This window comes from Candidatus Erwinia haradaeae (genome assembly GCF_900698935.1).
GTDB lineage: Bacteria > Pseudomonadota > Gammaproteobacteria > Enterobacterales > Enterobacteriaceae > Erwinia_E > Erwinia_E haradaeae_D.
In genome coordinates this window covers 1013084-1039125 of record NZ_LR217715.1, presented here as the reverse complement: position 1 = coordinate 1039125, position 26042 = coordinate 1013084, and the positions used below count along the sequence as shown (strand labels likewise).

The following is a 26042-nucleotide window of genomic DNA, read 5'->3' as shown; positions in this document are numbered from 1 at the left end:
ATGATTATATAGTAAGCGCATCATTAATTAACTTATCTTGTTGCTGACGGTGAATATATGAATAACCAACTGCTGGTGCAGCAGAAGCAGGGCGTCCAGAATAACGTAACACAGTCCCAGCAGGAAGAATTGACTGATAAGCGTTGTAATTGATATACCACGCGCCTTGATTTAACGGCTCTTCTTGACACCAGACAAAATCATATACATGTGTATACAATTTTAAAATCTTTTTTAGCTCTATATAAGGAAACGGGTACAATTGCTCTATACGAATAATAGCAATATTCTTTTGATTGTTTTTACGACGTTGAGTCAGTAGGTCGTAATACACTTTTCCTGAGCATAGTATAATACGTTGTATTGATTTTAGGCATAAGACATCAATTTCATCAATTACCGCTTGAAATTTGCCATTAGATAGATCGTTTAATGAAGAAACCGCTTGTGGATGACGTAATAGTGATTTAGGGGACATGATTACCAAAGGACGACGTGTTACCTGTAATGTATGATATCGTAATATATGGTATAACTGTGCGGGTGTTGAAAGCATGCAGATTTGCATATTTTGCTCTGCACATAATTGAAGATATCTTTCTATGCGAGCAGATGAATGCTCTGGCCCTTGTCCTTCATATCCATGTGGTAAAAACATAACTAATCCACACAAGCATCCCCATTTCTGTTCACTAGTACTGATAAACTGATCAATTACAATTTGTGCTCCATTAGCAAAATCGCCAAATTGGGCTTCCCATATGGTTAATTTTTTAGGTACTGTCATAGCATAACCATATTCAAATGCTAGAACTGCTTCTTCTGATAACACGGAATCCCATACGCTAAAAGCACCTTGATTGTTTTTGATATTCTGTAACGGAATGTATGACGATCCATCCTTCTGGTTATAAATTACAGCGTGTCGGTGAAAAAATGTACCACGCCCTATATCTTCACCAGAAAGGCGACATGAAATTCCCTGGCTCAAAAGAGTAGCATATGCTAGAGTTTCTGCTGCACCCCAATCGAATAATTTTTTTCCAATAGCCATTTGATAACGATCATGATATATTTTCTTTACACGCGACTGCATTGCTACTGTGTCTGGAATATTATTGATGTGGAGGGCTAGAGTTTGTAAGTCACGTAGTTCAATGTGTAGTTGGTCCGTAAATTTGCTATCAACTCTGTTTAGGCATGATAATGATTCTGTACAGGAATAAGGGCCTATAGGATACCATACAGGATATGAACTAGGAGTGACACAACCTCCTGCATCTAATGCATCACGATATAACTGAATCATTTCAGTTGGGTCTTCTTTATTGATAACTGCTTCAAGTTGGAGCTGTTTAGCATATATTTCTCGTACTGTAGGGTGTTTTTGAATGGTTTGATACATCAATGGTTGAGTAACATGAGGCTCATCAGCTTCGTTATGTCCGTGACGGCGGTAACACACAAGATCAATAAATACATCTTTTTTAAAAATACGACGAAAATCTAATGCTAAATAAGTGATCAAAGCTACTGCTTCTGGGTCGTCTGCTGTTACATGGAAAATTGGCGCCATGATCATTTTAGCAATATCAGTACAGTACTGTGTCGATCGAGAGTCCTTAGGGTTAGATGTTGTAAAACCAATTTGATTGTTAATTACAATGCGTATTGTACCACCGACTTCATAGCCACGGACTTTAGATAAATTTAAAGTTTCTTGCATTACCCCTTGTCCAATAATAGCTGCATCACCGTGAATGGTAATCGGTAAGATTTGATTGCTGTTTTTCTCAGGTAAGCAATCTATGCGAGCTCTTGTAGCACCCATTATTACTGGATTGACAATTTCTAAATGTGAAGGGTTATGCGCTAGCACTAGATGCACTATCCCTCCTTCAGTATTAATATCAGAAGAGAAACCTAAATGATACTTGACATCACCGCTTCCTACCATATGAACAGGACGCTGGCCCGAGAATTCATGAAGTAACTCTTCTATTTTTTTTCCAAATACATTAACAAGTACATTAAGACGGCCACGATGCGCCATACCAATCATGACTTGATGTGTTCTATGCATACTAGAGTGACGTATCATTTCATTGAGCATGAGTATTAATGCATCCCCCCCCTCTAGCGAAAAACGCTTGGAACCTGGAAATTTTGATCCAAGATATCGCTCTAAACCTTCTGCAGCAGTAAGTATCTTCAGAAATTCCTTCTTTTTCTCAACAGGAAAAAGAACCTCAGGAGTTTCACATTCTAATGCATGTTGTATCCATTGTTTTTCGTCTGGACTCGTAAGATGCATGTATTCTGCTCCAATAGAACCACAGTAGATACTTTGGAGTTTAGAGCGTATCTTACTTAGCGTCATCGCTTTTTTGCCAATCGCCCATGAATCTATATTAAAAGTATCTTGCAGATTATTCGAATTTAGGCCATAGCATTCCATGCTCAATTCGGCTATTGTTTTTTTTTCTTGCAGTCTTAGAGGGTCTAAACACGCTTGCTGATGACCAAAAAAACGAAAGGCATTAATAAGATTTACTACCTTCATGGTGTTGTCAGATGCGTTAGAATGATAAACATCGTCACTGGTATTAGAATCAAGTGGTTTTTGTGTAACTATAGAATGAGAAATTTTACGGAAAAGCATACGCCAGTCTGTTGGCACAGAATGAGGATCTTTTAAAAAATCCTCGTAAATATATTCTATATAAGCTTGGTTGGCGCTGGCTAGCCAAGAAGAGTCCAACCAGGGTTTAATATCGCTATTCTGCATTTTAATTCCTTTTGGAATAATTAGTATTTGTGCATGTAATGATGATTGGTAAGATGATTATAGCTTCATTATGCAACCATGGTTCATATACAGTACATTACTATATTCATCTTCATTTATCTTATAGTTCATATTGTTAATGTAAGCTTGGTTTTGGTATGCGTGAATGATAGAGTGGAAAAGACATATGATATTTTGAATCTCTCTATGAATCTATTAATTCACTTGTAAATACTATGACGAGTAAAACATATGAAGATAGAGAATGAGAAAGTGTTAGATATTGTCGCTTTATGATTGTGATATTCTAAAGTGATAAATATGTATTGATATATAAAAACTACGCACCTCGATGTAGCAGCATTAATTTAATATCACCAATGGCGCGGGTAGGGTTAAGCCCCTTTGGGCACACGCTGGTGCAATTCATAATACTATGACAGCGAAAGACACTAAACGCATCATTGAGATGATCCAGCCTCCAATCTTTTTCAGTATCACGGCTATCAACTAGGAATCGATAAGCGGCTAATAAACCAGCGGGACCAATAAATTTATCTGGGTTCCACCAAAAAGAAGGGCATGCCGTAGAACAGCATGCGCAAAGTACGCATTCGTAGAGGCCGTCTAGTTTTGCACGTTGATCAGGATGTTGTAGGTTTTCTTTCGTGGAGATAATTGGAGCATGACGGAGCAAATACGGTTTAATTTTAGCATATTGTTCATAGAACTGACTCATATCCACTATAAGATCACGAATTACAGGTAATAATGGTAGAGGTCTAATAATAATTGGATTTTTGCCACTACCTAGTGCAGAAATTGGGGTAATACACGCTAATCTATTTATTCCGTTGATATTTAATCCGTCAGAACCGCACACTCCTTCACGACAGGATCTTCGAAATGCTAATGTAGGATCATTTTCTTTTAAACGAATGAGCGCATCTAATAGCATGAGATCTTGATTATCTTCTAATTCTAGAAAATACTCCTGCATATGGGGATGATCATCCAGTGCTGGATTATAACGATAAATAGAAAATGCCAGTTTCATATGTAGATGATTTCCTCCAATGACTTATTTAATACGAACGTTCTTGGGGCGCAAAGGCTGGACGTAATTTTGGGTTCATGTTAACAGCTCGACGAGTCATGCATTGGCATTGCGGTAGATACAAAGTATGGCATAACCAATTATGATCGTCACGTGTAGGATAATCATAACGACTGTGTGCTCCGCGGCTTTCTGTACGATAATTAGCAGATAAAGCAGTCACGTAAGCTGTTTCCATTAAATTGTCTAACTCTAAGCATTCAATGCGTTGAGTATTAAAATCACTTGATCTGTCATCCAGACGTGCTTTGTGTAGACGTTTACGAAGATCTTGTAACTCAGAAATTCCTTTTCGCATCTCTTTACCTTCTCGGAACACCGAGAAATTTTTTTGCATACACTGTTGTAAAGCTGTACGTAATGTTATTGGATTTTCACCAGTTTTATTGTAATTCCAACGTCTTAGTCGTACTAAGGACTTTTGAATTTCTTCTGCTGTAGCTTCTAATAAAACCCCTTGTTCTTGCAGAGAACTTTGCATATACAGCCCCGTAGCTCTGCCAAATACAATCAGATCAAGTAAAGAGTTTCCACCTAGCCGATTAGCTCCATGCACGGATACACAAGCTGTCTCTCCAACAGCAAATAATCCAGGAATTATAACATCTTCTCCTTGTTCATTGACAGTGAGTACTTGACCTGTTATTTTAGTGGGAATTCCTCCCATCATATAATGGCAGGTAGGTATGACGGGGATAGGGTCTTTGACCGGATCAATATGAGCAAAGGTACGTGACATTTCGAGAATACCAGGCAGACGTGATTCTAATACATCTTTTCCTAAGTGATCTAGTTTTAATTTTGCATGGGGACCAAAAGGCCCGTCATATCCACGGTTTTCACGGATTTCAATCATAATTGAACGCGCTACAACATCACGACTGGCGAGGTCTTTTGCTTTTGGTGCATAGCGTTCCATGAATCTTTCGCCATGTTTATTTAATAAATACCCCCCTTCACCGCGACAACCTTCTGTGATTAAGACCCCTACTCCAGCAATACCAGTAGGGTGAAATTGCCACATTTCCATATCTTGTACGGGCACGCCTGCACGCAGTGCCATGCCAATACCATCACCGGTATTAATGTATGCATTAGTGGTTGATTGGTAAATCCTCCCTGCTCCTCCAGTAGCTAATATAGTTGCATTTGCTTTAAAGTAAACTACTTCACTATTTTCAATGCTTAAAGCAGTACAACCCACGATTTCTCCATTAGAATTTTTGACTAAATCCAGGGCATACCATTCTGAAAAAATAGTAGTATTATTTTTTAAGTTTTGCTGATAAAGTGTATGTAAAAGTGCATGCCCTGTACGATCTGCGGCAGCAGCTGTCCGTGTTGCTTGTTTTTCACCAAAATTTGTTGATTGTCCGCCAAATGGACGTTGATAAATCCGTCCATCTTCTAATCGTGAAAATGGCAAACCCATATGTTCTAATTCTAGCACGGCTTGCGGTCCAGTTTTACACATATATTCAATAGCACGTTGGTCGCCAATATAATCAGAACCTTTTACAGTGTCATACATGTGCCATTCCCAGTTATCGTTATGTACATTACCCAATGCCGCCGTAATACCTCCTTGTGCGGATACTGTATGTGAACGAGTTGGGAATACTTTAGATAACAAGGCGCAGCTGTGACCAGATTGGGTGATCTGTAATGATGCACGCATACCTGCACCGCCTGCACCGATAACAATCGTGTCAAACTCCATGACTGATAACTTCATCACGCACTCCAGACAACAAGGGTACCATAAATAGCATATACAAATAGTACTACGATAATTGCTAGCTGTAGCAGCATACGTATTGCCAGTAATTTTATATAATCAGTTAGTACTTGCCACATTCCAATCCAGCCATGTATTAATATAGAAACTAGCGTTAGACAAGTGAAAACTTTAGTAAAGGATGACTGAAAAAATCTATGCCAAACACTGTAGGTAATAGTGTCTGACATCATAATCATCACGACGATATAAACAACATAAAGGGTTATCATGATCGCTGTTGCGCGTACTAGTAACCAGTCATGCAAGCCATGACGACCCAATGCAGAAGCATTGTTTACCATATAAGCACTCCGGATAAAATTGCCAGCAGACTAGCAATCAAAAATGATATTTGTGCAGAAAATTTCCCTGTTTGAAGAGTAACCCCTAGAATATCAAAGTCCATCATCATATGTCGAATACCACTAGAAATATGATAAGATAGTATGCTGAACATACTCCATATAAAAAATTTAAAAATACAGTTGTCCATCATCAAAGATGCTTGGAGAAAGCCTTTAGGGGATGAAAGAGATAAATCTAGCAGCCACAGAAGTGCTCCAATCGATAAAAATATGATAATGCCAGATATTCGATGAAGAATAGAAGCAATGGCAGTTAAAGGAAAGCGTATTGTAGACAAATCTAGATTAACTGGTCTTTTTTTTTTCACGGTATTCCCATTAAAGTCTGTTGTATTTTTCTGGACTTAGCTTATTAAAGTACGGTAGTGCGTATGTATAATAATATTTAAAATACAAATAACTATTAAGGTGGTTTGACAATATTTTTTATCAATGATTGGGTTTTATGTTATAGTAAATTTGATTGTAAGCAAGATGTACATATCATTTTTTAGTGTAAAACTACATTTTACTATAACAGTGTGGTGCATTTTATAAAATCAATAATATCATTAAAAATGACATCCTCTTAGGATAAAATATGATAGCAATATAATATCATGGAAGGATAATTCCACACTAAATTTTCTAATAAAATTTTATAAAGCCATCATTAATACTATGCTATAATATGACTATTTTCAATTTATTTTTATAGCAAATGATTGCATCGACTATGTTTATAGATGATGATGGTTCATAAACATGATGGTTTATAACCGTTGAGCAATGGTTTATAACCGTTGAGCAAATTGAGATGAGGAAGATAAGCAATGGATCATAAAAAGGCAAAAATAATTATTGATGAAAGATCGCCTATTGAGCTAGATGTGTTAACAGGCACTCTAGGGCATGAGGAAATAGACATTCGTGCCCTTGGTTCTTACGGATATTTTACTTTTGACCCTGGTTTTACTTCTACTGCATCCTGTGAATCTAAAATAACTTTTATTGATGGGGATAAAGGTATTTTGTTGCATCGGGGATTCCCAATTGACCAGTTAGCATTACACTCAAATTATTTAGAAGTCTGTTATATTCTTTTACATGGTGAGCCCCCCAATGAGGAGCAATTCCAAGATTTTCACTTTGCTATAACGCGTCATACTATGCTACATGAACAGATTCATCATTTATTTCGTGGTTTTCGTCGCGATTCTCATCCAATGGCGGTAATGTGCGGTATTACTGGAGCGTTAGCTGCATTTTACCATGATGCAATGGATGTGAATATTGAGTGGCATCGTGAAGTCACAGCTATCCGTTTGTTAGCTAAAATGCCAACTATGGCTGCAATGTGTTATAAATATTCTATAGGTCAGCCGTTCGTATACCCCCGAAATAATCTTTCATATGCAGGTAATCTTTTACATATGATGTTTTCAACACCGTGTGAGGAATATGTTATTAACCCCGTTGTTGAGAAAGCAATGGATCGTATTCTTATTTTACATGCAGATCATGAACAAAATGCATCCACCTCTACCGTGCGAACGGCTGGTTCATCCGGTGCCAATCCTTTCGCCTGTATTGCAGCAGGTATTGCTTCATTATGGGGCCCAGCTCATGGTGGAGCTAATGAGGCTTGTTTACGAATGTTAGAAGAGATCAGCACTGTAGATCATATCCCTGAATTCTTACGACGGGCTAAGGATAAGAATGATGCATTTCGTTTAATGGGTTTTGGTCACCGAGTCTATAAAAATTATGATCCTCGTGCCCGTGTTATGCAAGAAACTTGCCATGCCGTTCTTAAGGAACTAGGCCTAAACACAGACTTAATGGAAGTGGCGATGAAACTAGAGCATATCGCATTGAATGACCCTTATTTTGTTGAGCGTAAGCTGTATCCTAACGTTGATTTTTATTCAGGTATTATTCTTAAAGCAATGGGCATTCCTTTATCTATGTTTACAGTAATTTTCGCTATGGCGCGCACTGTAGGTTGGATTGCACACTGGAAAGAAATGTATGATAACGGGATTAAAATTGCTCGTCCGCGTCAGCTGTATACTGGTTATGATCAGCGTCCATTTAATTCACAGATTAAAAAATAAGATATGTCTTAGTAGAGATTTTTGCGAACTTCCTAATTTTTATAGAACGATTTGAAACATTTTGAGTTTTCATTTATATCATCATATATGCTGAGGGGTATGTTAAAGTTTACTACAAAATTAGCGCTTGGTGTAGAATACGACGGCACTCGTTATTGTGGATGGCAAAAGCAGAGAAAGGTACATAGCGTACAAGAGAAATTAGAACAGGCACTAGCAGAGGTAGCTGATCATCCAGTGAGTGTGATGTGTGCAGGGCGCACCGATGCTGGGGTCCATGCCACTGGACAGGTCGTTCATTTTGAGACTTCTTCTCGACGTAAAGATATTGCTTGGGTGCGCGGTGTGAATGCTTATCTCCCAGAAGATATTGTTGTACGTTGGATGCAAGTGGTCCCTGATGCATTCCATGCGAGATTTAGCGCTCTTGCTCGGCGTTATCGTTATGTCATCTATAATCAGCCAAAACATCGTCCTGCTATTTTTTCTAAGGGTATGATGTATTGTTCAACCATACTAGATGTAGAAAAAATGCAGCGTGCTGGAGCGTATTTAGTGGGTGAAAATGATTTCACTTCTTTTCGAGCAAGCCAGTGTCAATCTCATTCTCCGATAAGACAAGTTATGCATATACGTGTGACCAGGTATTATTGTGTGTATATAATAATTGATATTAAAGCAAATGCGTTTGTTTATCGTATGGTACGAAACATTGTTGGGAGTTTGATAGAGGTGGGATATGGCCATAAAAATGAAAGTTGGATCCGTGATGTATTATTAGCTAAAGATCGTAAAGTAGCAGCTGCAATTGCATCTGCTCAAGGGCTGTATTTAGTATCAGTAGATTACCCTGTTCATTATGCAATACCACGTGTTCCAGTCGGGCCACTACATTTTATTACATAAATAATATTAATTTTTTGCTTTTTGATCGAGAAAACAACAAGTCTGTATTGTTGAATAATATTTGCATTCCGTATTATAGTGTGTGTAAGAGTTTTGCATATTATCTAGTGTGATTCATTACTAGTTAGATGCGTTTGATTGAAAAGATTGACTATGTAATCTTTTTAAGAATGCTATTTTTTCATAGCCTGATATCATTCTTGCTTGACTTCATTGAGTATTAAACTTTTATTTGATGATGTATAGTCATATACTATAACTGTATGATGCATAGTCAAATTTTCTATCTTTCTTCTTTTGTGTTATACACTGAAGTTAGACTGGGTGATTATAACAAATTAAGAATGCGGTTGATAGAATTTTATTCTAGTTATACCGCGTATAGCATACACAGAATTTAGTGCATGGATTTGCGATGGATTATAATATCTTCTTAAGCATATGATAATATCTTTGTGAGAATATATCATCAAAGATCTATTTAAAATAGCATTCGTGTTATGGTGGTTGATATCTCAATGATTCAGAAAAACGTACAGAATATACGTCAAAAAATTATCACGATAGCCTTAAGATGTGGTCGTGATCCAAACAAGATTACTTTACTCGCAGTAAGCAAAAAAAAAACCATCAAAGATATTAAACAAGCAGTAGACGCTGGACAACTTTGTTTTGCTGAAAATTATATACAAGAAGGGGTGGAAAAAATCAAATTATTGTCTAATTTATCATTGATTTGGCATTTTATTGGATCGCTTCAATCTAACAAGAGTCGTTTTGTCGCAAAGTATTTTGATTGGTGTCACACTGTCAATTCTGTGTCTTTAGCCAATCGATTAAATTTTCAGCGCTCTAGTATGTCAAATAAATTAAATGTATTAATTCAGATAAATATTAGTAATGAAGTACAAAAATCAGGAATTTCATTGGATGAATTGCCATTTTTAGCAGAAGCAATCAACGTTTTACCATTTCTAGCGTTACGAGGGGTGATGGCTATACCTCCTTTATATAAGAGTTATGATGCCAAATTACTCGCGCATCGTAAAATAGCAGAAGTTTTTCAACAGCTCACACATATGTATCCAAGTGTAGATACGTTATCGCTAGGCATGAGTAATGATATGGATGCAGCCATTATTGCAGGTAGCACTATGGTCCGTGTTGGTACTGCTATTTTTGGCAGACGAGTATAGTTTAGAGCAGTGTTGTGTATTACGCATTTGTTTCAGCTATGTCAATGATTATGCATACATTTATTCATAATATTGCATACTTAATGCAGTCTTTACTTTAAACTTAATATTATAACTTATTAAGATATTAAAATATCATCATACAGAATAGCTGAGGAGCTCCATGCTCGCATTGATCTTTCTAGTAACCACTATAATGACGCTTTATATCAAAATATTATTGTTACACATTTGGATGCAACTAGTGCAATGTGATGGTTATAACTCATTTACCCAATTAATAATGAGCATTACTCGCCCTGTAGTGAGTCCTTTCCAGCGTGTTTTTAAATATCATGGTACCTGTGATGTAGTTTCTTTATTGATAGCTTATATGATCAGCGTTCTGATGGTTCCAATAATGCTTAAATTAGTAAGTTTCGATGCCATTTTATTTTATTTAGGCCTAGTGATTTTGCTAAAAGCCCTAGGCGTGCTGATTTTTTGGGTGATTATTGGACGATCTTTGACAAGTTGGATGAGCCAAGGAAGTAATTCAGTAGACGAAATATTATTACAACTCACCGAGCCGTTTATGATTCCGATTCGTCGCTTAATACCACCAACTGGTGATCTTGATTTTTCTGTTATGATAGTGATTGGAATACTCTATTTACTGAATTTTATCGGTCTTGAGTATATTCCGGGTTGGGCGAATTTTTAGCAAGATAAAATATTTTTAATCGCGAATTTGAGACCGATATCGTCAGTATACTACATACTACATGATGGTAGTGAACGCAAGTAATTTCAAAATTAGTAGGCCAACCTAATTGGCCGTGACACGGGCGACATACAGAAGCAAATAAGATATGCACACATAAACTTTATAAAATAATCTATTATAATAATAGCGTATATGATACTAGCTATAGTATAGCGCTATTACATCTATATACATGATGATGTTACTTATCTCTGCTATCCAGTATAATTATGTGATATCGCATCATTATGTAGACATGGTATGCCTGAAGTATAATTAATAGTATATCTCATGAGTAGTAGTCACGTGGATAGCGCAAGCATAGTATATTAGGGTAGTGTAATATACTCAATAGAGTGTTCTTAAGTGGTTTTCTTCGTGGTTAAGGTGGTTAAGGATTGTTATCCTTATTTAATATTTAGAGATTTTCATGTTTTATTTTGTTTGCTGTTTTTATTCACTTTTCAGTGAATGAAGGGGGCGTATATATGAATACGATACTGTATTTGTTGTTGCTGATGTAATTAGGTTTATCGAATATGATTAAAAAAAAATTAAGCGCCCCTTGAAAGGTTGTCAATATAACCGCATATATTGAATTATAAAGGGAGGTCAATTTTTATTGAGTCTGTTTTGATCTGACACTAAATTAAGGTTGCTCACAGGAGAGATTAAGAATGAAAATTCGTCCGTTACATGATCGTGTTATTGTTAAGCGCGCAGAAGCTGAATCGAAATCATCTGGTGGTATTGTATTGACTGGATCCGCAGCAGGTAAATCCACGCGCGGTGAAGTTATGGCAGTTGGTAATGGTCGTGTGTTAGAAAATGGTGATGTTAAGCCTATGGATGTTAAAGTAAAGGATACGGTAATATTTAATGAAGGGTATGGGGTTAAAACTGAGAAAATTGATAACGAAGAATTTTTAATTCTTTCAGAAAGTGATATTTTAGCGGTTGTTGAAGAATAAATAATGTTCATTAATTTATAGTAATAAATGAACACTAACGCAGATAAGGAAAGCATAAAATGGCAGCTAAAGATGTAAAATTTGGGAATGATGCTCGTGCAAAAATGCTACGAGGCGTGAATATATTAGCTGATGCAGTAAAAGTAACTTTAGGACCAAAAGGCCGCAATGTTATTTTGGATAAATCTTTTGGAGCACCAAATATCACTAAAGATGGTGTCACTGTAGCCCGTGAAATAGAGTTAGAAGATAAGTTCGAAAATATGGGCGCTCAGATGGTAAAAGAAGTGGCATCTAAAGCTAACGAAGCAGCTGGAGATGGTACCACAACTGCTACTGTACTGGCTCAGTCTATTGTCAATGAAGGCTTAAAGGCAGTTGCTGCTAGCATGAACCCAATGGACTTAAAACGCGGCATTGATAAAGCAGTTATTGCAGCAGTAGAGGAATTAAAAAAATTATCTGTGCCTTGTAGTGACTATAAGGGTATTGCTCAAGTAGGGACTATTTCTGCTAATGCTGATGAAACAGTCGGTGAGCTTATCGCTCAGGCAATGGAAAAAGTTGGGAAAGAAGGCGTTATTAGTGTGGAAGAAGGCACTAGTCTGAATGACGAGTTAGATGTTGTTGAAGGAATGCAATTTGATCGTGGTTATTTATCTCCTTATTTCATTAATAAACCAGACACTGGCTCTGTCGAGTTAGAATCTCCGTTTATTTTGCTTGTAGATAAAAAACTATCTAATATTCGTGAGCTTTTGCCAACCTTGGAAGCAGTTGCTAAATCTGGAAAATCATTATTAATTATTGCAGAAGATGTTGAAGGTGAAGCGTTAGCTACTTTAGTAGTAAATACTATGCGCGGTATTGTTAAGGTGGCCGCGGTGAAAGCACCAGGTTTTGGTGATCGACGTAAGGCAATGTTACAAGATATAGCAGTACTAACTGGTGGTACCGTAATTTCAGAAGAAATCGGTATGGAGTTAGAAAAAGTAGTTTTAGCCGATATGGGGCAAGCGAAACGTGTAGTTGTGAGCAAGGATACAACCACAATCATTGATGGCAGTGGTAAGGAAAGTGCTATTTCTGGTCGTGTCACTCAAATTCGTCAACAGATAGACGAAGCTACTTCAGACTATGATCGTGAAAAACTACAAGAACGTGTAGCTAAACTTGCTGGTGGAGTGGCTGTAGTAAAAGTCGGTGCAGCGACGGAAGTAGAAATGAAAGAGAAAAAAGCACGCGTAGAAGATGCTTTAAATGCCACTCGTGCTGCAGTAGATGAAGGTGTAGTAGCTGGTGGTGGTGTAGCTTTAGTACGTGTTGCCTCATTGCTTACGAACTTACGTGGTCAAAACGAAGATCAAAATGTTGGTATCAAAGTAGCTTTACGTGCTATGGAGTCTCCAATGCGTCAAATCGTATCTAATGCTGGCGCAGAGGCCTCTGTGGTAACAAATACCGTAAAAGCAGGAACAGGAAATTACGGTTACAATGCTCAAACTGAAGAATATGGGAACATGATTGATTTTGGTATTCTTGATCCAACTAAAGTCACTCGTTCTGCTTTGCAGTACGCAGCTTCTGTGGCGGGTCTAATGATTACCACTGAATGCATGGTTACAGATTTACCTAAAAGTGATGCGCCAGACGTGAGTACGCCTAATGGTATGGGCGGTGGAATGGGCGGCATGATGTAATATCGTTTTTTAAAAACCCCTTGTTTAAACAAGGGGTTTTTTTTGAAGATAATATTATGGAAAAAGTTTTAAAAAGTTGTTGACTTTTAAGCACAACAGCATTATGATCAGAAGATCATAGCAGAAAGAAGTCAAAAGATTGTAAAAGCTATTTTGCTCTTTAATAATTTATCAGATAATCTGTGTGGACACTTAAAAGATTGCTATCTGCGCTGAAAAGCGCAAAATAAATCAAGTCTTAAGAGTGAACGCATAAATATTCATTATGATGTTTTACACTTGAGCCTTACTGCTTATTTTTGTGCAGTAAAATCGGACTTTTAATTGAAGAGTTTGATCATGGCTCAGATTGAACGCTGGCGGCAGGCCTAACACATGCAAGTCGAACGGTAGCGGAAAGAAGCTTGCTTCTTTGCCGACGAGTGGCGAACGGGTGAGTAATATCCGGGAAACTGCCCGATGGAGGGGGATAACTATTGGAAACGGTAGCTAATACCGCATAAAGTCTGTGGACCAAAGTAGGGGATCTTCGGACCTTACGCCATCGGATGTGCCCAGACGGGATTAGCTTATGGGTGAGGTAATGGCTCACCCAGGCCACGATCCCTAGCTGGTCTGAGAGGATGACCAGCCACACTGGAACTGAGACACGGTCCAGACTCCTGCGGGAGGCAGCAGTGGGGAATATTGCACAATGGGCGAAAGCCTGATGCAGCCATGCCGCGTGTATGAAGAAGGCCTTCGGGTTGTAAAGTACTTTCAGCGGGAAAGAAATAGAGAAAGATAACACATTTCTCTTATTGACGTTACCCGCAAAAGAAGCACCGGCTAACTCCGTGCCAGCAGCCGCGGTAATACGGAGGGTGCAAGCGTTAATCGGAATTACTGGGCGTAAAGGGCACGTAGGCGGATTATCAAGTCGGATGTGAAATCCCTGGGCTTAACCTGGGAACTGCATTCGAAACTGGTAGACTCGAGTCTCGTAGAGGGGGGTAGAATTCTAGGTGTAGCGGTGAAATGCGTAGAGATCTGGAGGAATACCAATGGCGAAGGCGTCCCCCTGGACGAAAACTGACGCTCATGTGCGAAAGCGTGGGGAGCAAACAGGATTAGATACCCTGGTAGTCCATGCCGTAAACAATGTCGACTTGGAGGTTGTTCCCGAGTGGAGTGGCTTCCGTAGCTAACGCGTTAAGTCGACCGCCTGGGGAGTACGGCCGCAAGGTTAAAACTCAAATGAATTGACGGGGGCCCGCACAAGCGGTGGAGCATGTGGTTTAATTCGATGCAACGCGAAAAACCTTACCTAACCTTGACATCCGTGGAATTTTGTAGAAATACAAGAGTGCCTTTGGGAGCCACGAGACAGGTGCTGCATGGCTGTCGTCAGCTCGTGTTGTGAAATGTTGGGTTAAGTCCCGCAACGAGCGCAACCCTTATCCTTTTTTGCCATCGATTCGGTCGGGAACTCAAAGGAGACTGCCGGTGATAAACCGGAGGAAGGTGGGGATGACGTCAAGTCATCATGGCCCTTATGGTTAGGGCTACACACGTGCTACAATGGTGCATACAAAGAGAAGCTACCTCGCGAGAGCAAGCGGACCTCACAAAGTGCGTCGTAGTCCGGATCGGAGTCTGCAACTCGACTCCGTGAAGTCGGAATCGCTAGTAATCGTGGATTAGAATGCCACGGTGAATACGTTCCCGGGCCTTGTACACACCGCCCGTCACACCATGGGAGTGGCTTGCAAAAGAAGTAGGTAGCTTAACTTTCGAGAGGGCGCCTACCACTTTGTGATTCATGACTGGGGTGAAGTCGTAACAAGGTAACCGTAGGGGAACCTGCGGTTGGATCACCTCCTTAAACTAAGGGTAGTATCTTCGATAGTGTCCACACAGATTATCTGATGACAAGAAATTAGCAAAACCTTAGGCTTGTAGCTCAGGCGGCTAGAGCGCACCCCTGATAAGGGTGAGGGCGGTGGTTCAAGTCCACTCAGGCCTACCAAATATTTATAAACGCTATAGTAAGCGTTTTCTTATGGAAAATAGGGTACGCTATTAAACATACTATAACCACCTGAGTATATATAGCATATTAATATAGAAATTTTAAATATTTTATGGGGCTATAGCTCAGTTGGTAGAGCGCCTGCTTTGCACGCAGGAGGCCAGCGGTTCGAGACCGCTTAGCTCCACAATAAATATAGATTTTAAAATTTATATTGTATAAAAGGTTTTTCTAGAATAGAATTATGAATACTGTAATAAAAAATATTTTGCTCTTTAATAATTTGGAACAAGCTAAAATTAGAGTTCAATATCGTTTTTGAACCGATCTTATGTAACAAATAAGAGTTATAATTTTGATTAATATCATTGTATTAATGATATTAATTTGAAGAAAACTAATAGGTAAAACAGTGGGACGCTTGTGGGTTGTAAGGTTAAGCGAAAAAGCGTACACGGTGGATGCCTAGGCAGTCAGAGGCGATGAAGGGCGTGCTAATCTGCGAAAAGCGTCGGGGAGGTGATATGAACCGTTACAGCCGACGATACCCGAATGGGGAAACCCGATGCAAATAATTGCATCATTATGTTATAAATTCATAGTAACATAAGGCGAACCGGGGGAACTGAAACATCTAAGTACCCCGAGGAAAAGAAATCAATTGAGATTCCCTTAGTAGCGGCGAGCGAACGGGGATCAGGCCCAGAGTTATAATCAGTTAGCGAATTAGCAGAAGCGTCTGGAAAGTCGTACAATAAAGGGTGATAGTCCCGTATGTAAAAATTCGTTAATTGTGAACTCGAAGAGTAGGGCGGGACACGTGACATCCTGTCTGAATGTGGGGGGACCATCCTCTAAGGCTAAATACTACTGACTGACCGATAGTGAACTAGTACCGTGAGGGAAAGGCGAAAAGAACCCCTATAAGGGGAGTGAAAAGAACCTGAAACCGTGTACGTACAAGCAGTAGAAGCACCTACATGGTGTGACTGCGTACCTTTTGTATAATGGGTCAGCGACTTGTTCTTTGTAGCGAGGTTAACCGTATAGGGGAGCCGTAGGGAAACCGAGTCTTAAATGGGCGTTCAGTTGCAGAGTACAGACCCGAAACCCGGTGATCTAGCCACGGGCAGGTTGAAGGTTGGGTAACACTAACTGGAGGACCGAACCGACTAATGTTGAAAAATTAGCGGATGACCTATGGTTAGGGGTGAAAGGCCAATCAAACCGGGAGATAGCTGGTTCTCCCCGAAAGCTATTTAGGTAGCGCCTTGTGATATCATCTTTGGGGGTAGAGCACTGTTTTGGTCAGGGGGCCACACCGGCTTACCAAGCCAATGCAAACTATGAATACCGAAGAATGCAATCACGGGAGACACACGGCGGGTGCTAACGTCCGTCGTGAAGAGGGAAACAACCCAGACCGCCAGCTAAGGTCCCAAAGTCATAGTTAAGTGGGAAACGATGTGAGAAGGCCCGGACAGCCAGGATGTTGGCTTAGAAGCAGCCATCATTTAAAGAAAGCGTAAAAGCTCACTGGTCGAGTCGGCTTGCGCGGAAGATGTAACGGGGCTAAATTATGCACCGAAGCTGCGGCATCTGGCGAATCCATAAGGTCATGCGACCTTATGGATTCGCCAGGTGGGTAGGGGAGCGTTCTGTAAGTCTTTGAAGGTATGTTGTGAAGCATACTGGAGATATCAGAAGTGCGAATGCTGACATGAGTAACGATAAAGCGGGTGAAATGCCCGCTCGCCGAAAGACTAAGGGTTCCTGTCCAACGTTAATCGAGGCAGGGTGAGTCGACACCTAAGGTGAGGCCGAAAGGCGTAATCGATGGACAACAGGTTAATATTCCTGTACTGATTATGACTACGAAGGGGGGACGGAGAAGGCTATGTTAGCCGGGCGTCGGTTGTCCCGGTTTAAGCATGTAGGCTTGGGCGTTAGGCAAATCCTTCGCTCAGTACGGCTGAGATGTTATGACGAAGCGCTACGGCGCTGAAGTAATAAACGCCATGCTTCCAGGAAAAGCCTCTAAGTATTAGGTCATAGTTAATCGTACCCCAAACCGACACAGGTGGTCAGGTAGAGCATACTAAGGCGCTTGAGAGAACCCGGGTGAAGGAACTAGGCAAAATGGTGCCGTAACTTCGGGAGAAGGCACGCTGACTTCAGGTGAAGCGACAGGCTTGCGGAGCTAAAGTCAGTCGAAGATACCAGCTAGCTGCAACTGTTTATTAAAAACACAGCACTGTGCAAACACGAAAGTGGACGTATACGGTGTGACGCCTGCCCGGTGCCGGAAGGTTAATTGATGGGGTTATCCATACAAGGAAAAGCTCTTGATCGAAGCCCCGGTAAACGGCGGCCGTAACTATAACGGTCCTAAGGTAGCGAAATTCCTTGTCGGGTAAGTTCCGACCTGCACGAATGGCGTAATGATGGCTAGGCTGTCTCCACCCGGGACTCAGTGAAATTGAAATCGCTGTGAAGATGCAGTGTACCCGCGGCAAGACGGAAAGACCCCGTGAACCTTTACTATAGCTTGACACTGAACACTGAGCTTTAATGTGTAGGATAGGTGGGAGGCTAGGAAACTAGGGCGCCAGTCCTCGTAGAGCCATCCTTGAAATACCACCCTTTAAGGTTTATTGTTCTAACCTAGCACCGTTAACCGGTGTGGGAACAGTGTCTGGTGGGTAGTTTGACTGGGGCGGTCTCCTCCTAAAGAGTAACGGAGGAGCACTAAGGTCAGCTAATCACGGTCGGATATCGTGAGGTTAGTGCAATGGCATAAGCTGGCTTGACTGCGAGAGTGACAATTCGAGCAGGTGCGAAAGCAGGTCATAATGATCCGGTGGTGCTGTATGGAAGGGCCATCGCTCAACGAATAAAAGGTACTCCGGGGATAACAGGCTGATACCGCCCAAGAGTTCATATCGACGGCGGTGTTTGGCACCTCGATGTCGGCTCATCACATCCCGGGGCTGAAGCAGGTCCCAAGGGTACGGTTGTTCGCCGTTTAAAGTGGTACGCGAGCTGGGTTTAGAACGTCGTGAGACAGTTCGGTCCCTATCTGCCGTGGGCGTTGGAAGATTGAGAGGGGTTACTCCTAGTACGAGAGGACCGGAGTGAACGCACCGCTGGTGTTCGGGTTGTCATGCCAATGGCATTGCCCGGTAGCTAAGTGCGGAAAAGATAAGCGCTGAAAGCATATAAGCGCGAAACTTGCCTCAAGATGAGTCTTCCCAGACTCTTAAAGAGTCCTAAAGGGACGTTGAAGACAACGACGTTGATAGGCCGGATGTGTAAGCATAGCAATGTGTTGAGCTAACCGGTACTAATGACCCGTGAGGCTTAACCTTACAACACCAGAAGCGTTTTATCAAAAACTTTATCAACAGTTACATAAGTTCAGCTTGTATTGACTATTATATAAAGAATGGTGTATTATAGATTAATAGAATTTTGTCTAGCGGCTATAGCGCGGTGGCACCACCTGATCCATGCCGAACTCAGAAGTGAAACGCCGTAGCGCCGATGGTAGTGTGGGGTCTCCCCATGTGAGAGTAGGGAACTGCTAGACACCAAACAAAGAAAAAGGCCGTCAAAAATTTTTGACGGCCTTTTTCTTTGTTTGGTGTCTAGCAGTTCCCTTTTGGTGCATTATAAGCGTGATAGCCATGGGGGGATGTTTATAATTCCTTGTGCGTGTTGTAATAAGCAAGACTTCACTGCGGGAATGTGATTAGTTAGTTTTAACAAACTATTACGCAGGAGTTTTTTCCCTATATTGTTACCATTAAATATTATATAGAACCCTTGCGCTCCAGTTAATGCTAAAAAAGAACTGTATTTTCGACTTCTCTCATAAGAACGAAGGTTGTCATATTGACCAATATCCCCACCTTGATTTTGAATACGCCGTATTGTACCAACTAATTCAGCGGCATCCATTAAGCCGATATTTAATCCTTGTCCTATGAGGGGGTGAATCGTATGTGCTGCGTCGCCAACTAAAGTAAGTCGATGTGCTACCAAGTGGTGTGCGTAACACCCTGTTAGTGGAAGAGTTTGTCGTTTACTTACTAGTTGGCATACTCCTAAGCAAAGATCAAAATGTATTGATAAGTGTTGATTAAATAATATTTCTGATGCTTGTTGAAAAAAGCAAGCTTGCTCTGGGGGTAAAGACCATACAATCGAGCTTAAATAAGGATTGCTTAGAGGAAGGACAGCAAGGATGCTGTTACTATGAAAGACCTGATATGCGATTTCTTGATGAGGTTTTTCTGTACGAATAGTTGCCACAAGAGCATGATGTCTGTATTTCCAAAAAGATGATGGAATCTTAAAATATTGACGTAGCCAGGAATGTGTACCATCTGCAGCAATGATTAAACGAGTAGTTAGTGTGTTTCCATTATCTAATATAATGATCGCGTTATTTTTTTTAAAAGAGATATTTTGTAATGTTGCTGAGGTACAAATAGTAACATCTCCAAAGACTTGTGTGTGTTGTAACAAAATATCATGACACTTCTGGTTGGACACAATATATCCCAAAGGTTCTTGAATGCTTTGTTGCTTAGGATTGAAATGGATCTTCCCAAAGCTATCAATATCCCATACTTCAACGCCGTTGAATTCATTAGCACATAGGTCTAATATTTGTTGCCATATTCCTAAATTCTGGAAAAAATATTTACTGGCTATATTTAGTGCCGAAAAACGTTCTGGATCCGGTAGAGGCATCTTGTTTTTTAGAGGCAGTTTGAGTTGTTTGCGTTCGACTATTAATATATGAAGACCAATATTTTGCAATCCACAAGCGATTGCTAGCCCAATAATGCCACCGCCAGAGATGACTATATCATAGTGTTTCATTTTTATCTCTTAATGCTGTATTCCATTGCATGCCACCTAAAATCCATTGAGCAAGTACACGACGCAATGAAGGGATTTGATCTATCATGATTAAAGCTAAAGCTCGTCCCATCACGAGTCCTGCATGTCTATTAGAAAATATACGAAGCAATCCATCAGTAATTGTGATGGTGTCTCTGACATCTTTCATTCGCGATTTCTGATAATTTTGTAAGGTAAGGTAATCCCCAGCTCCTGTGCCATGTTTCCAGGCGCTCTGTAACGTATCTGCTAATAAGGTAATATCACGCATACCAAGATTAAATCCTTGACCAGCAATAGGGTGTAAGGTTTGTGCGGCATTACCAATTAACACAAGACGATGAGAAATATTTTGAGTAGTAGTTTGTAACTGAAGAGGATGTATTTTTCGTCTACCTACCTGTAAAAAACGTCCTAGACGCCAACCAAAAGCATCCTGAAGTTCAATTAAAAATTGTTTATCATTCCATTTTTCTATCCTTTGTTGACTGATGTAAGACTGACACCAAATAAATGTGCTATAGCCATTAGCTATTGGTAGCATAGCTAGTGGGCCTTGATCAGTAAATCTTTCAAATGCCCATCCATTATGTGCTAGTTGTGTTAAAACAGTAGAAACAACGGCTACTTGCTCATAATTGACAGTGCACCTTTTAATTCCACAGAGATTAGCAACATCAGAGTATGTACCATCAGCAGCGACCAATAGTTCGCCATGAATTTTTTCTCCATTATCTAATGTAACACACACATATTCTTCGAATCTCTCTATCTCAGAGACTTTACGTGGACAATAAAGGTGTATACCTGGCGCTTCTTGTACGCAAGTCAATAAAGTATTCATAGCTCTAGATAGCTCTATAATGTATCCTAATGCTGAGATATTGTAATCTTGAGAATTCAGCAAGATAAAACCAGGAGATCCGCGATCACTGATATGAATATTAGTAATAGCAGTAGCGAGGGGTTTTATGGCAGACCAAACACCAAAAGAAGCTATTTTTTGACAGGTATCAATAGATAATGCAATACTCTTTCCATCATATGTAGTGTGCCAATTGCTTTTTAGTTTTTTTTCGGCTATTAAAAATATGGTTTGATTACCTTGTGTGGTATAAGAAAGAGCTAGTGCTAGCATAGAGCCAACTATCCCCCCCCCTACAATAATGATGCTCATTGTATTTTTCTAAGCATCATCATGGTTTCAATGCCATCACTTTCTTTAACAACTGATGAAGTTAGGTTTTCGTTTCCATTGTGTGTGATAATAATTTGATCTTCAATACGAACACCGATGCCATGATACTCTTGAGGTACAGTAGAGCTAGGGGAAATATAGAGACCTGGTTCAATGGTAAGTGCCATGCCAGGTTTTAAAATACGGTTATAATTGTGACCATAACTTCCTACATCATGTACATCTAATCCGATCCAGTGACTCAGTCTATGCATAAAAAAAGGATGCACAGCGTTATGAGCAATAAGAGCATCTAGATCACCTTTTATAATTTTCAGTTGTAGCAAGCGTTTTATCATCATTCGTATAACAGCTTTTGTGACTAAATCAATAGTAGTACCAGGTTTGTAAAGTTTGAGTCCTAAATGGACTGCTTCTACTACTATATTGTAAATTTCACGTTGTGGTCCACTAAACTTTCCATCTACTGGCACTGTACGAGTCATATCTCCGGCATATCCTTTAAATTCACAACCTGCATCAATGAGCACTAGCTGCCCGGCATGCATTTTCTGATCATTATGCGTATAGTGTAAAACGCAGGCATTTTTACCTGATGCAACAATTGTATTATACGCTGGGAATCGTGCACCATAATGACTGAATGTGCGTTGAATTTCACCCTCTAGTTGATATTCATACATACCAGGGCGCAATATTTTGATAGCAGATTGATGAGCTAATGCGCTAATACGTCCTGCTTCTCGTAGAGCCATCTGCTCTTCTTGAGATTTCAGCAAACGTAATTCATGAACCCATGGACGCCAGTCAAGTAAGGTGATAGAAGGAGTAATATTTTTAGGAGATCTAGATCGGATCTGTTCTAGCGCGTGTGAAACAATGTAATCAGCAAAATCATATTGTCCTTGTGCATGATAGATGATCGTTATGTTTTTAAGAAAACGATACATTTCATGATGAATGAGATCCCATGGTAAAGCATCGTCCACTAATAGTTTTTTCAGTGCAGCTTCTTGTCCAAGATGTTTCCCGAACCATATTTGATCCTGCAAGCTATCTCTGCGATTAAAGAGCACGCTATAACAATCATCACAAGATATTTTAATCAATAACAAAACTGCTTCTGATTCATTAAATCCAGTAAAATACCAAAAATCACTATTTTGCCGATAAGGATATGTGCTGGTATGACTGCGGATTACTATGGGAGCGGAAAAAATTAACGCCGCGCTAGCTGGGGCCATATATGACAAGAGTGCTTGACGGCGACGTAGAAATTCTTTATGAGTCATTAGATTCTCTTTAATATATAGATGATCGGTGACTATGTTCAGTAGAATACTTTGATGCTTGTGTTGCAAAAGATGTAAAAATATTTAGCATTGATGTCACATAGTAGAGATCACAATGCATAATCATAATAATGAGCATACAATCAGCAGTTAAGCTTCTGGTTTTTTTCTTACATAAAATGTGTAATATATACATTTATTTTATAAAATAGTATATTTTATATTAATAAATAATTCACAACCTATAATATTCCAAGATAGCAGACGCGTGTATATTGCATATTCACTAGGTTTTCTTGTAGGGAAAGTCGTCGTCATTTTAGCTTTGTCTAAAATCTAAGAGATTCCATCAATGGTATCTGCCCTAGAATGGTTAATGGAATCTCAATAAAAATATAATTAGCATGGCATTTCATGTAAATATAATAAAAGATGTAAAGTTATTTTTTTAAAATTAAAGAAAACTCTTTTTGGTTTTTAAATAAAAATGAGCGATAAACAGAATCTTACATGCTATTTTTTTAAAAAAATTAATGCGCTACGAGTGCTACTCCATCATGATTCATTGCATTATATGCAATAAAGTTGGATTAAAAATCATCCATCTATTCACAGATAGATTGTAAATTTCTGATTTTATTAAAATATCTTATATAGAACACCTAAAATACGCATGCAGTAATAAAATTGTTATGTGACAAATGAGTATATCTGATATAGCTCATAAACAAATTTGGTCTAATCTATCTCTAGAACCAACCTAGGCATGATATTAGTAATATGATGTCTTAACTAATATAATTTAATAAGAAATAATATTATTTCTTAAAAATTAGTTTATATATGCTGATATCATAAAATATACACAATATCTACTATGAGTTAGAAAAACAATTAATTTTTGTAACAGCTAATGTTTTTTAGGATAGTGCTATAAAAATAGACAGGTTGTCTAGTAAAAGTACTAATAAGGTCATGCTGATGCAAAATTGTTTTTGATTTATTTTAGTTCAAATATAAACGATGCAGAGAATATGAAACATTCAATATAAGATGTGCATACATTATTCTCATTCATTATTAGCAGAAATTAATACCAAAAATTATAAGCTATATAGCGCATTTTCTATCACATATTGTTACTGATATTGCCAAGATTGATGTAGTTTGCTCGATTAAACTGTTAAAATCAAAAAGAAGATAATATGGCTCTTCGTACATGAGCAAGCAGGATAGTAATATGTCTGAAGAATTCATAAATCTATATATATTTTTGATGATGTGTTGTGTATTTATTGTCCTTTAGGGCAAAAAATGTATTGCATGCAGATGCAGAAGATCCCGCAAAACTATTATAATATTTAAAATTACGTGCTAACATTGCTACTAGTGTTCATCAAATGATTTTTCGTGCTGTATTGCATTTATATTATGCGCTATTTGAAGCAAAATAAATACATGTAAGAATATAGAACATCTCGAATCTCGTATGTATAGGTTAAAAATAATGTTAGATGTAGCGCTGTTTACAGAATATAGCAGCACTCAATTTCATCCTAATACTATAAATAATATGTGTACAAGCAATGAGTTGCAAACTAGGATTTTCGCTCCTAATTAAAAATCAGCTATCTGATGATTAGTATCATGCATTATCCACCGCAGAGACAGGTATGGTTTAGGGGGCGCGAGTGTAGTATGCGACTCATGAGTTCTATATACCTTTTACACATTTATTCTATACATGTTATGAGCCGTGCATAAGATTGTTTTCATTAAGATGTAGTAATAACGGTGATATCTCAATCATTAGAATATAGAATATTGTGTAGTAAAAATATTATTTAGAATACTTTTCAGTAATAATATTATATAGATCCTCATCGCTACGTGCAGCTCGCAGACGACGTAAAATTTTTTTATCCGCTAGTTTTTTTGCTACTATCGATAACGTATGTAAATGAGTTTTACATTTTTCAGTGGGGACTAATAACGCAAATAGTAAGTCCACAGGTTGATTATCAATAGCATCAAAAATAATAGGATTTTCAAGACGAATAAAAGCCCCTGCAGTTTGCAGAGTATCATTTTCCAGCGTACCATGTGGGATGGCTATACCATTACCAATTCCCGTGCTGCCCATTTTTTCACGTGTTTGTATCGCATTAAAAATAATTTTTTTTGGAAGACTTAGTTGAGTAGCTGCTAGTTCACTAATAATTTCCAACGCCATTTTTTTACTGTGACAATACACATCATGACGTGTACAAGAAATACTCAATACTGCGCCTAATTCTAGTTGTTGCTCGTTATTTATCATATTTTTAATTACTTATACATGGTCACAGGAAAAATTTTTGATATGTAAGTGCGCATAGAGATTGTAGTGTGTAATACTAGTTACAATCTATGACTTAATAGCAAATAGCTTATTCTTTCAACATATCTAAAAAAGCAATATTACTTGCAACTAATAGAGCTTGGATGATCAATGAAATTCTATATGACATCTTCATGATAACTGTTATGGGTTTTTAAAAAATTTAACTTATAATAAGAAGATAGATTGCCGTCTTGGCTGTCATTTTATTAATTTTTTCACCAGTATGCCCCGTTTATTTTATACTTGAATGATCTGTGAAATTAACCTTTGTATTATAAACTATAGTAGACAGATATTATCTAGACTTTATGACATAAAAATCTACAACGTTTAGCTATTATTAGCATAATCAACTAAAATAATTGGAATATATCTCTCACATTATTAAAAATAATGAATGTTGTGCGGCCTCTGTTTGAGATATAATTGAATTATCCATATCTACGAAAATAAATCAAAATTTTCGGTACTTATCTACACAATTACAAAAATGACTATTATGACTGGTTTACACATATTCATATTGTTTATAAATCAATAATTTATTGTATATGGTTTAGAAAAAAATAAAAATTAAGTGTCA

At 38.6% G+C, this 26042-nt stretch carries 15 protein-coding genes, 2 tRNA genes and 3 rRNA genes; 11 read left to right on the top strand and 9 right to left on the bottom strand.

All coding sequences use genetic code 11. The annotated features are described in order from the left end of the window. Nucleotides 1–4 precede the first annotated feature (4 nt). The 5 genes from ERCIKOCA2762_RS03315 to sdhC form a co-directional block, all read right to left on the bottom strand. Nucleotides 5–2788: a 2-oxoglutarate dehydrogenase E1 component gene (locus ERCIKOCA2762_RS03315; RefSeq protein ID WP_157988737.1), complete on the bottom strand. Its 2784-nt coding sequence runs from the start codon at nucleotides 2786–2788 to the stop codon at nucleotides 5–7. Nucleotides 2789–3128: 340 nt separating this feature from the next. After that, nucleotides 3129–3845 (bottom strand): succinate dehydrogenase iron-sulfur subunit, encoded by a 717-nt coding sequence (locus ERCIKOCA2762_RS03310; protein WP_157988736.1) that lies wholly within the window; start codon nucleotides 3843–3845, stop codon nucleotides 3129–3131. A 28-nt stretch (nucleotides 3846–3873) separates the two neighbouring features. After that, nucleotides 3874–5640 (bottom strand): succinate dehydrogenase flavoprotein subunit, encoded by a 1767-nt coding sequence (sdhA, locus tag ERCIKOCA2762_RS03305; RefSeq protein WP_157988735.1) that lies wholly within the window; start codon nucleotides 5638–5640, stop codon nucleotides 3874–3876. Then, nucleotides 5640–5987, bottom strand: a complete 348-nt coding sequence (sdhD, locus tag ERCIKOCA2762_RS03300; RefSeq protein WP_157988734.1) for a succinate dehydrogenase membrane anchor subunit — start codon at nucleotides 5985–5987, stop codon at nucleotides 5640–5642. The genes sdhA and sdhD overlap by 1 nt, the downstream gene beginning before the upstream one ends. Next, nucleotides 5981–6358, bottom strand: a complete 378-nt coding sequence (gene sdhC, locus ERCIKOCA2762_RS03295; RefSeq protein WP_157988733.1) for a succinate dehydrogenase, cytochrome b556 subunit — start codon at nucleotides 6356–6358, stop codon at nucleotides 5981–5983. Before sdhC ends, sdhD begins: the two co-directional genes overlap by 7 nt. 504 nt (nucleotides 6359–6862) lie before the next feature. On the opposite strand from sdhC, the gene ERCIKOCA2762_RS03290 reads away from it, so the two are divergent. The 11 genes from ERCIKOCA2762_RS03290 to rrf all read left to right on the top strand — a co-directional run bounded on the left by ERCIKOCA2762_RS03290 (nucleotide 6863) and on the right by rrf (nucleotide 19264). Further along, the gene (locus ERCIKOCA2762_RS03290) at nucleotides 6863–8146 is read left to right on the top strand and encodes a citrate synthase (protein ID WP_157988732.1); all 1284 of its coding nucleotides are present in this window, start codon (nucleotides 6863–6865) and stop codon (nucleotides 8144–8146) included. 99 nt (nucleotides 8147–8245) lie between these two features. Then, nucleotides 8246–9052 carry a tRNA pseudouridine(38-40) synthase TruA gene (gene truA, locus ERCIKOCA2762_RS03285; RefSeq protein ID WP_162298009.1) on the top strand — a complete coding sequence of 269 codons (807 nt, stop codon included), beginning with the start codon at nucleotides 8246–8248 and terminating at the stop codon, nucleotides 9050–9052. Nucleotides 9053–9564: 512 nt separating this feature from the next. Then, nucleotides 9565–10248, top strand: coding sequence for a YggS family pyridoxal phosphate-dependent enzyme (locus ERCIKOCA2762_RS03280; RefSeq protein ID WP_157988815.1), 684 nt, complete (start codon nucleotides 9565–9567; stop codon nucleotides 10246–10248). A 163-nt stretch (nucleotides 10249–10411) separates the two neighbouring features. Continuing rightward, complete coding sequence (locus ERCIKOCA2762_RS03275; protein WP_157988730.1) at nucleotides 10412–10951, top strand: YggT family protein; 540 nt, start codon at nucleotides 10412–10414, stop codon at nucleotides 10949–10951. Nucleotides 10952–11670: 719 nt separating this feature from the next. Further along, nucleotides 11671–11964: a co-chaperone GroES gene (locus tag ERCIKOCA2762_RS03270; RefSeq protein WP_157988729.1), complete on the top strand. Its 294-nt coding sequence runs from the start codon at nucleotides 11671–11673 to the stop codon at nucleotides 11962–11964. A gap of 59 nt (nucleotides 11965–12023) precedes the next feature. Further along, nucleotides 12024–13664, top strand: coding sequence for a chaperonin GroEL (groL, locus tag ERCIKOCA2762_RS03265; RefSeq protein WP_157988728.1), 1641 nt, complete (start codon nucleotides 12024–12026; stop codon nucleotides 13662–13664). A 321-nt stretch (nucleotides 13665–13985) separates the two neighbouring features. Further along, a 16S ribosomal RNA gene (locus tag ERCIKOCA2762_RS03260) occupies nucleotides 13986–15528 on the top strand. 67 nt (nucleotides 15529–15595) lie between these two features. Continuing rightward, a tRNA-Ile gene (locus ERCIKOCA2762_RS03255) sits at nucleotides 15596–15672 on the top strand. 117 nt (nucleotides 15673–15789) lie between these two features. Next, nucleotides 15790–15862, top strand: a tRNA-Ala gene (locus ERCIKOCA2762_RS03250). A 247-nt stretch (nucleotides 15863–16109) separates the two neighbouring features. Then, nucleotides 16110–19043, top strand: a 23S ribosomal RNA gene (locus ERCIKOCA2762_RS03245). A gap of 106 nt (nucleotides 19044–19149) precedes the next feature. After that, a 5S ribosomal RNA gene (gene rrf, locus ERCIKOCA2762_RS03240) occupies nucleotides 19150–19264 on the top strand. Together the 16S, 23S and 5S rRNA genes with 2 tRNA genes alongside form the textbook arrangement of a ribosomal RNA operon. A gap of 80 nt (nucleotides 19265–19344) precedes the next feature. Here the strand turns inward: rrf and ERCIKOCA2762_RS03235 are convergent. From ERCIKOCA2762_RS03235 to ptsN, 4 genes are all read right to left on the bottom strand, one after another. Further along, nucleotides 19345–20565, bottom strand: coding sequence for an FAD-dependent monooxygenase (locus ERCIKOCA2762_RS03235; protein WP_157988727.1), 1221 nt, complete (start codon nucleotides 20563–20565; stop codon nucleotides 19345–19347). Beyond that, nucleotides 20552–21763 carry a 2-octaprenyl-6-methoxyphenyl hydroxylase gene (ubiH, locus tag ERCIKOCA2762_RS03230; protein ID WP_157988726.1) on the bottom strand — a complete coding sequence of 404 codons (1212 nt, stop codon included), beginning with the start codon at nucleotides 21761–21763 and terminating at the stop codon, nucleotides 20552–20554. The genes ERCIKOCA2762_RS03235 and ubiH overlap by 14 nt, the downstream gene beginning before the upstream one ends. Next, complete coding sequence (gene pepP, locus ERCIKOCA2762_RS03225) at nucleotides 21760–23076, bottom strand: Xaa-Pro aminopeptidase (RefSeq protein ID WP_157988725.1); 1317 nt, start codon at nucleotides 23074–23076, stop codon at nucleotides 21760–21762. The genes ubiH and pepP overlap by 4 nt, the downstream gene beginning before the upstream one ends. 1840 nt (nucleotides 23077–24916) lie before the next feature. Then, nucleotides 24917–25396, bottom strand: coding sequence for a PTS IIA-like nitrogen regulatory protein PtsN (gene ptsN / locus ERCIKOCA2762_RS03220; RefSeq protein ID WP_157988724.1), 480 nt, complete (start codon nucleotides 25394–25396; stop codon nucleotides 24917–24919). Nucleotides 25397–26042: the final 646 nt, after the last annotated feature.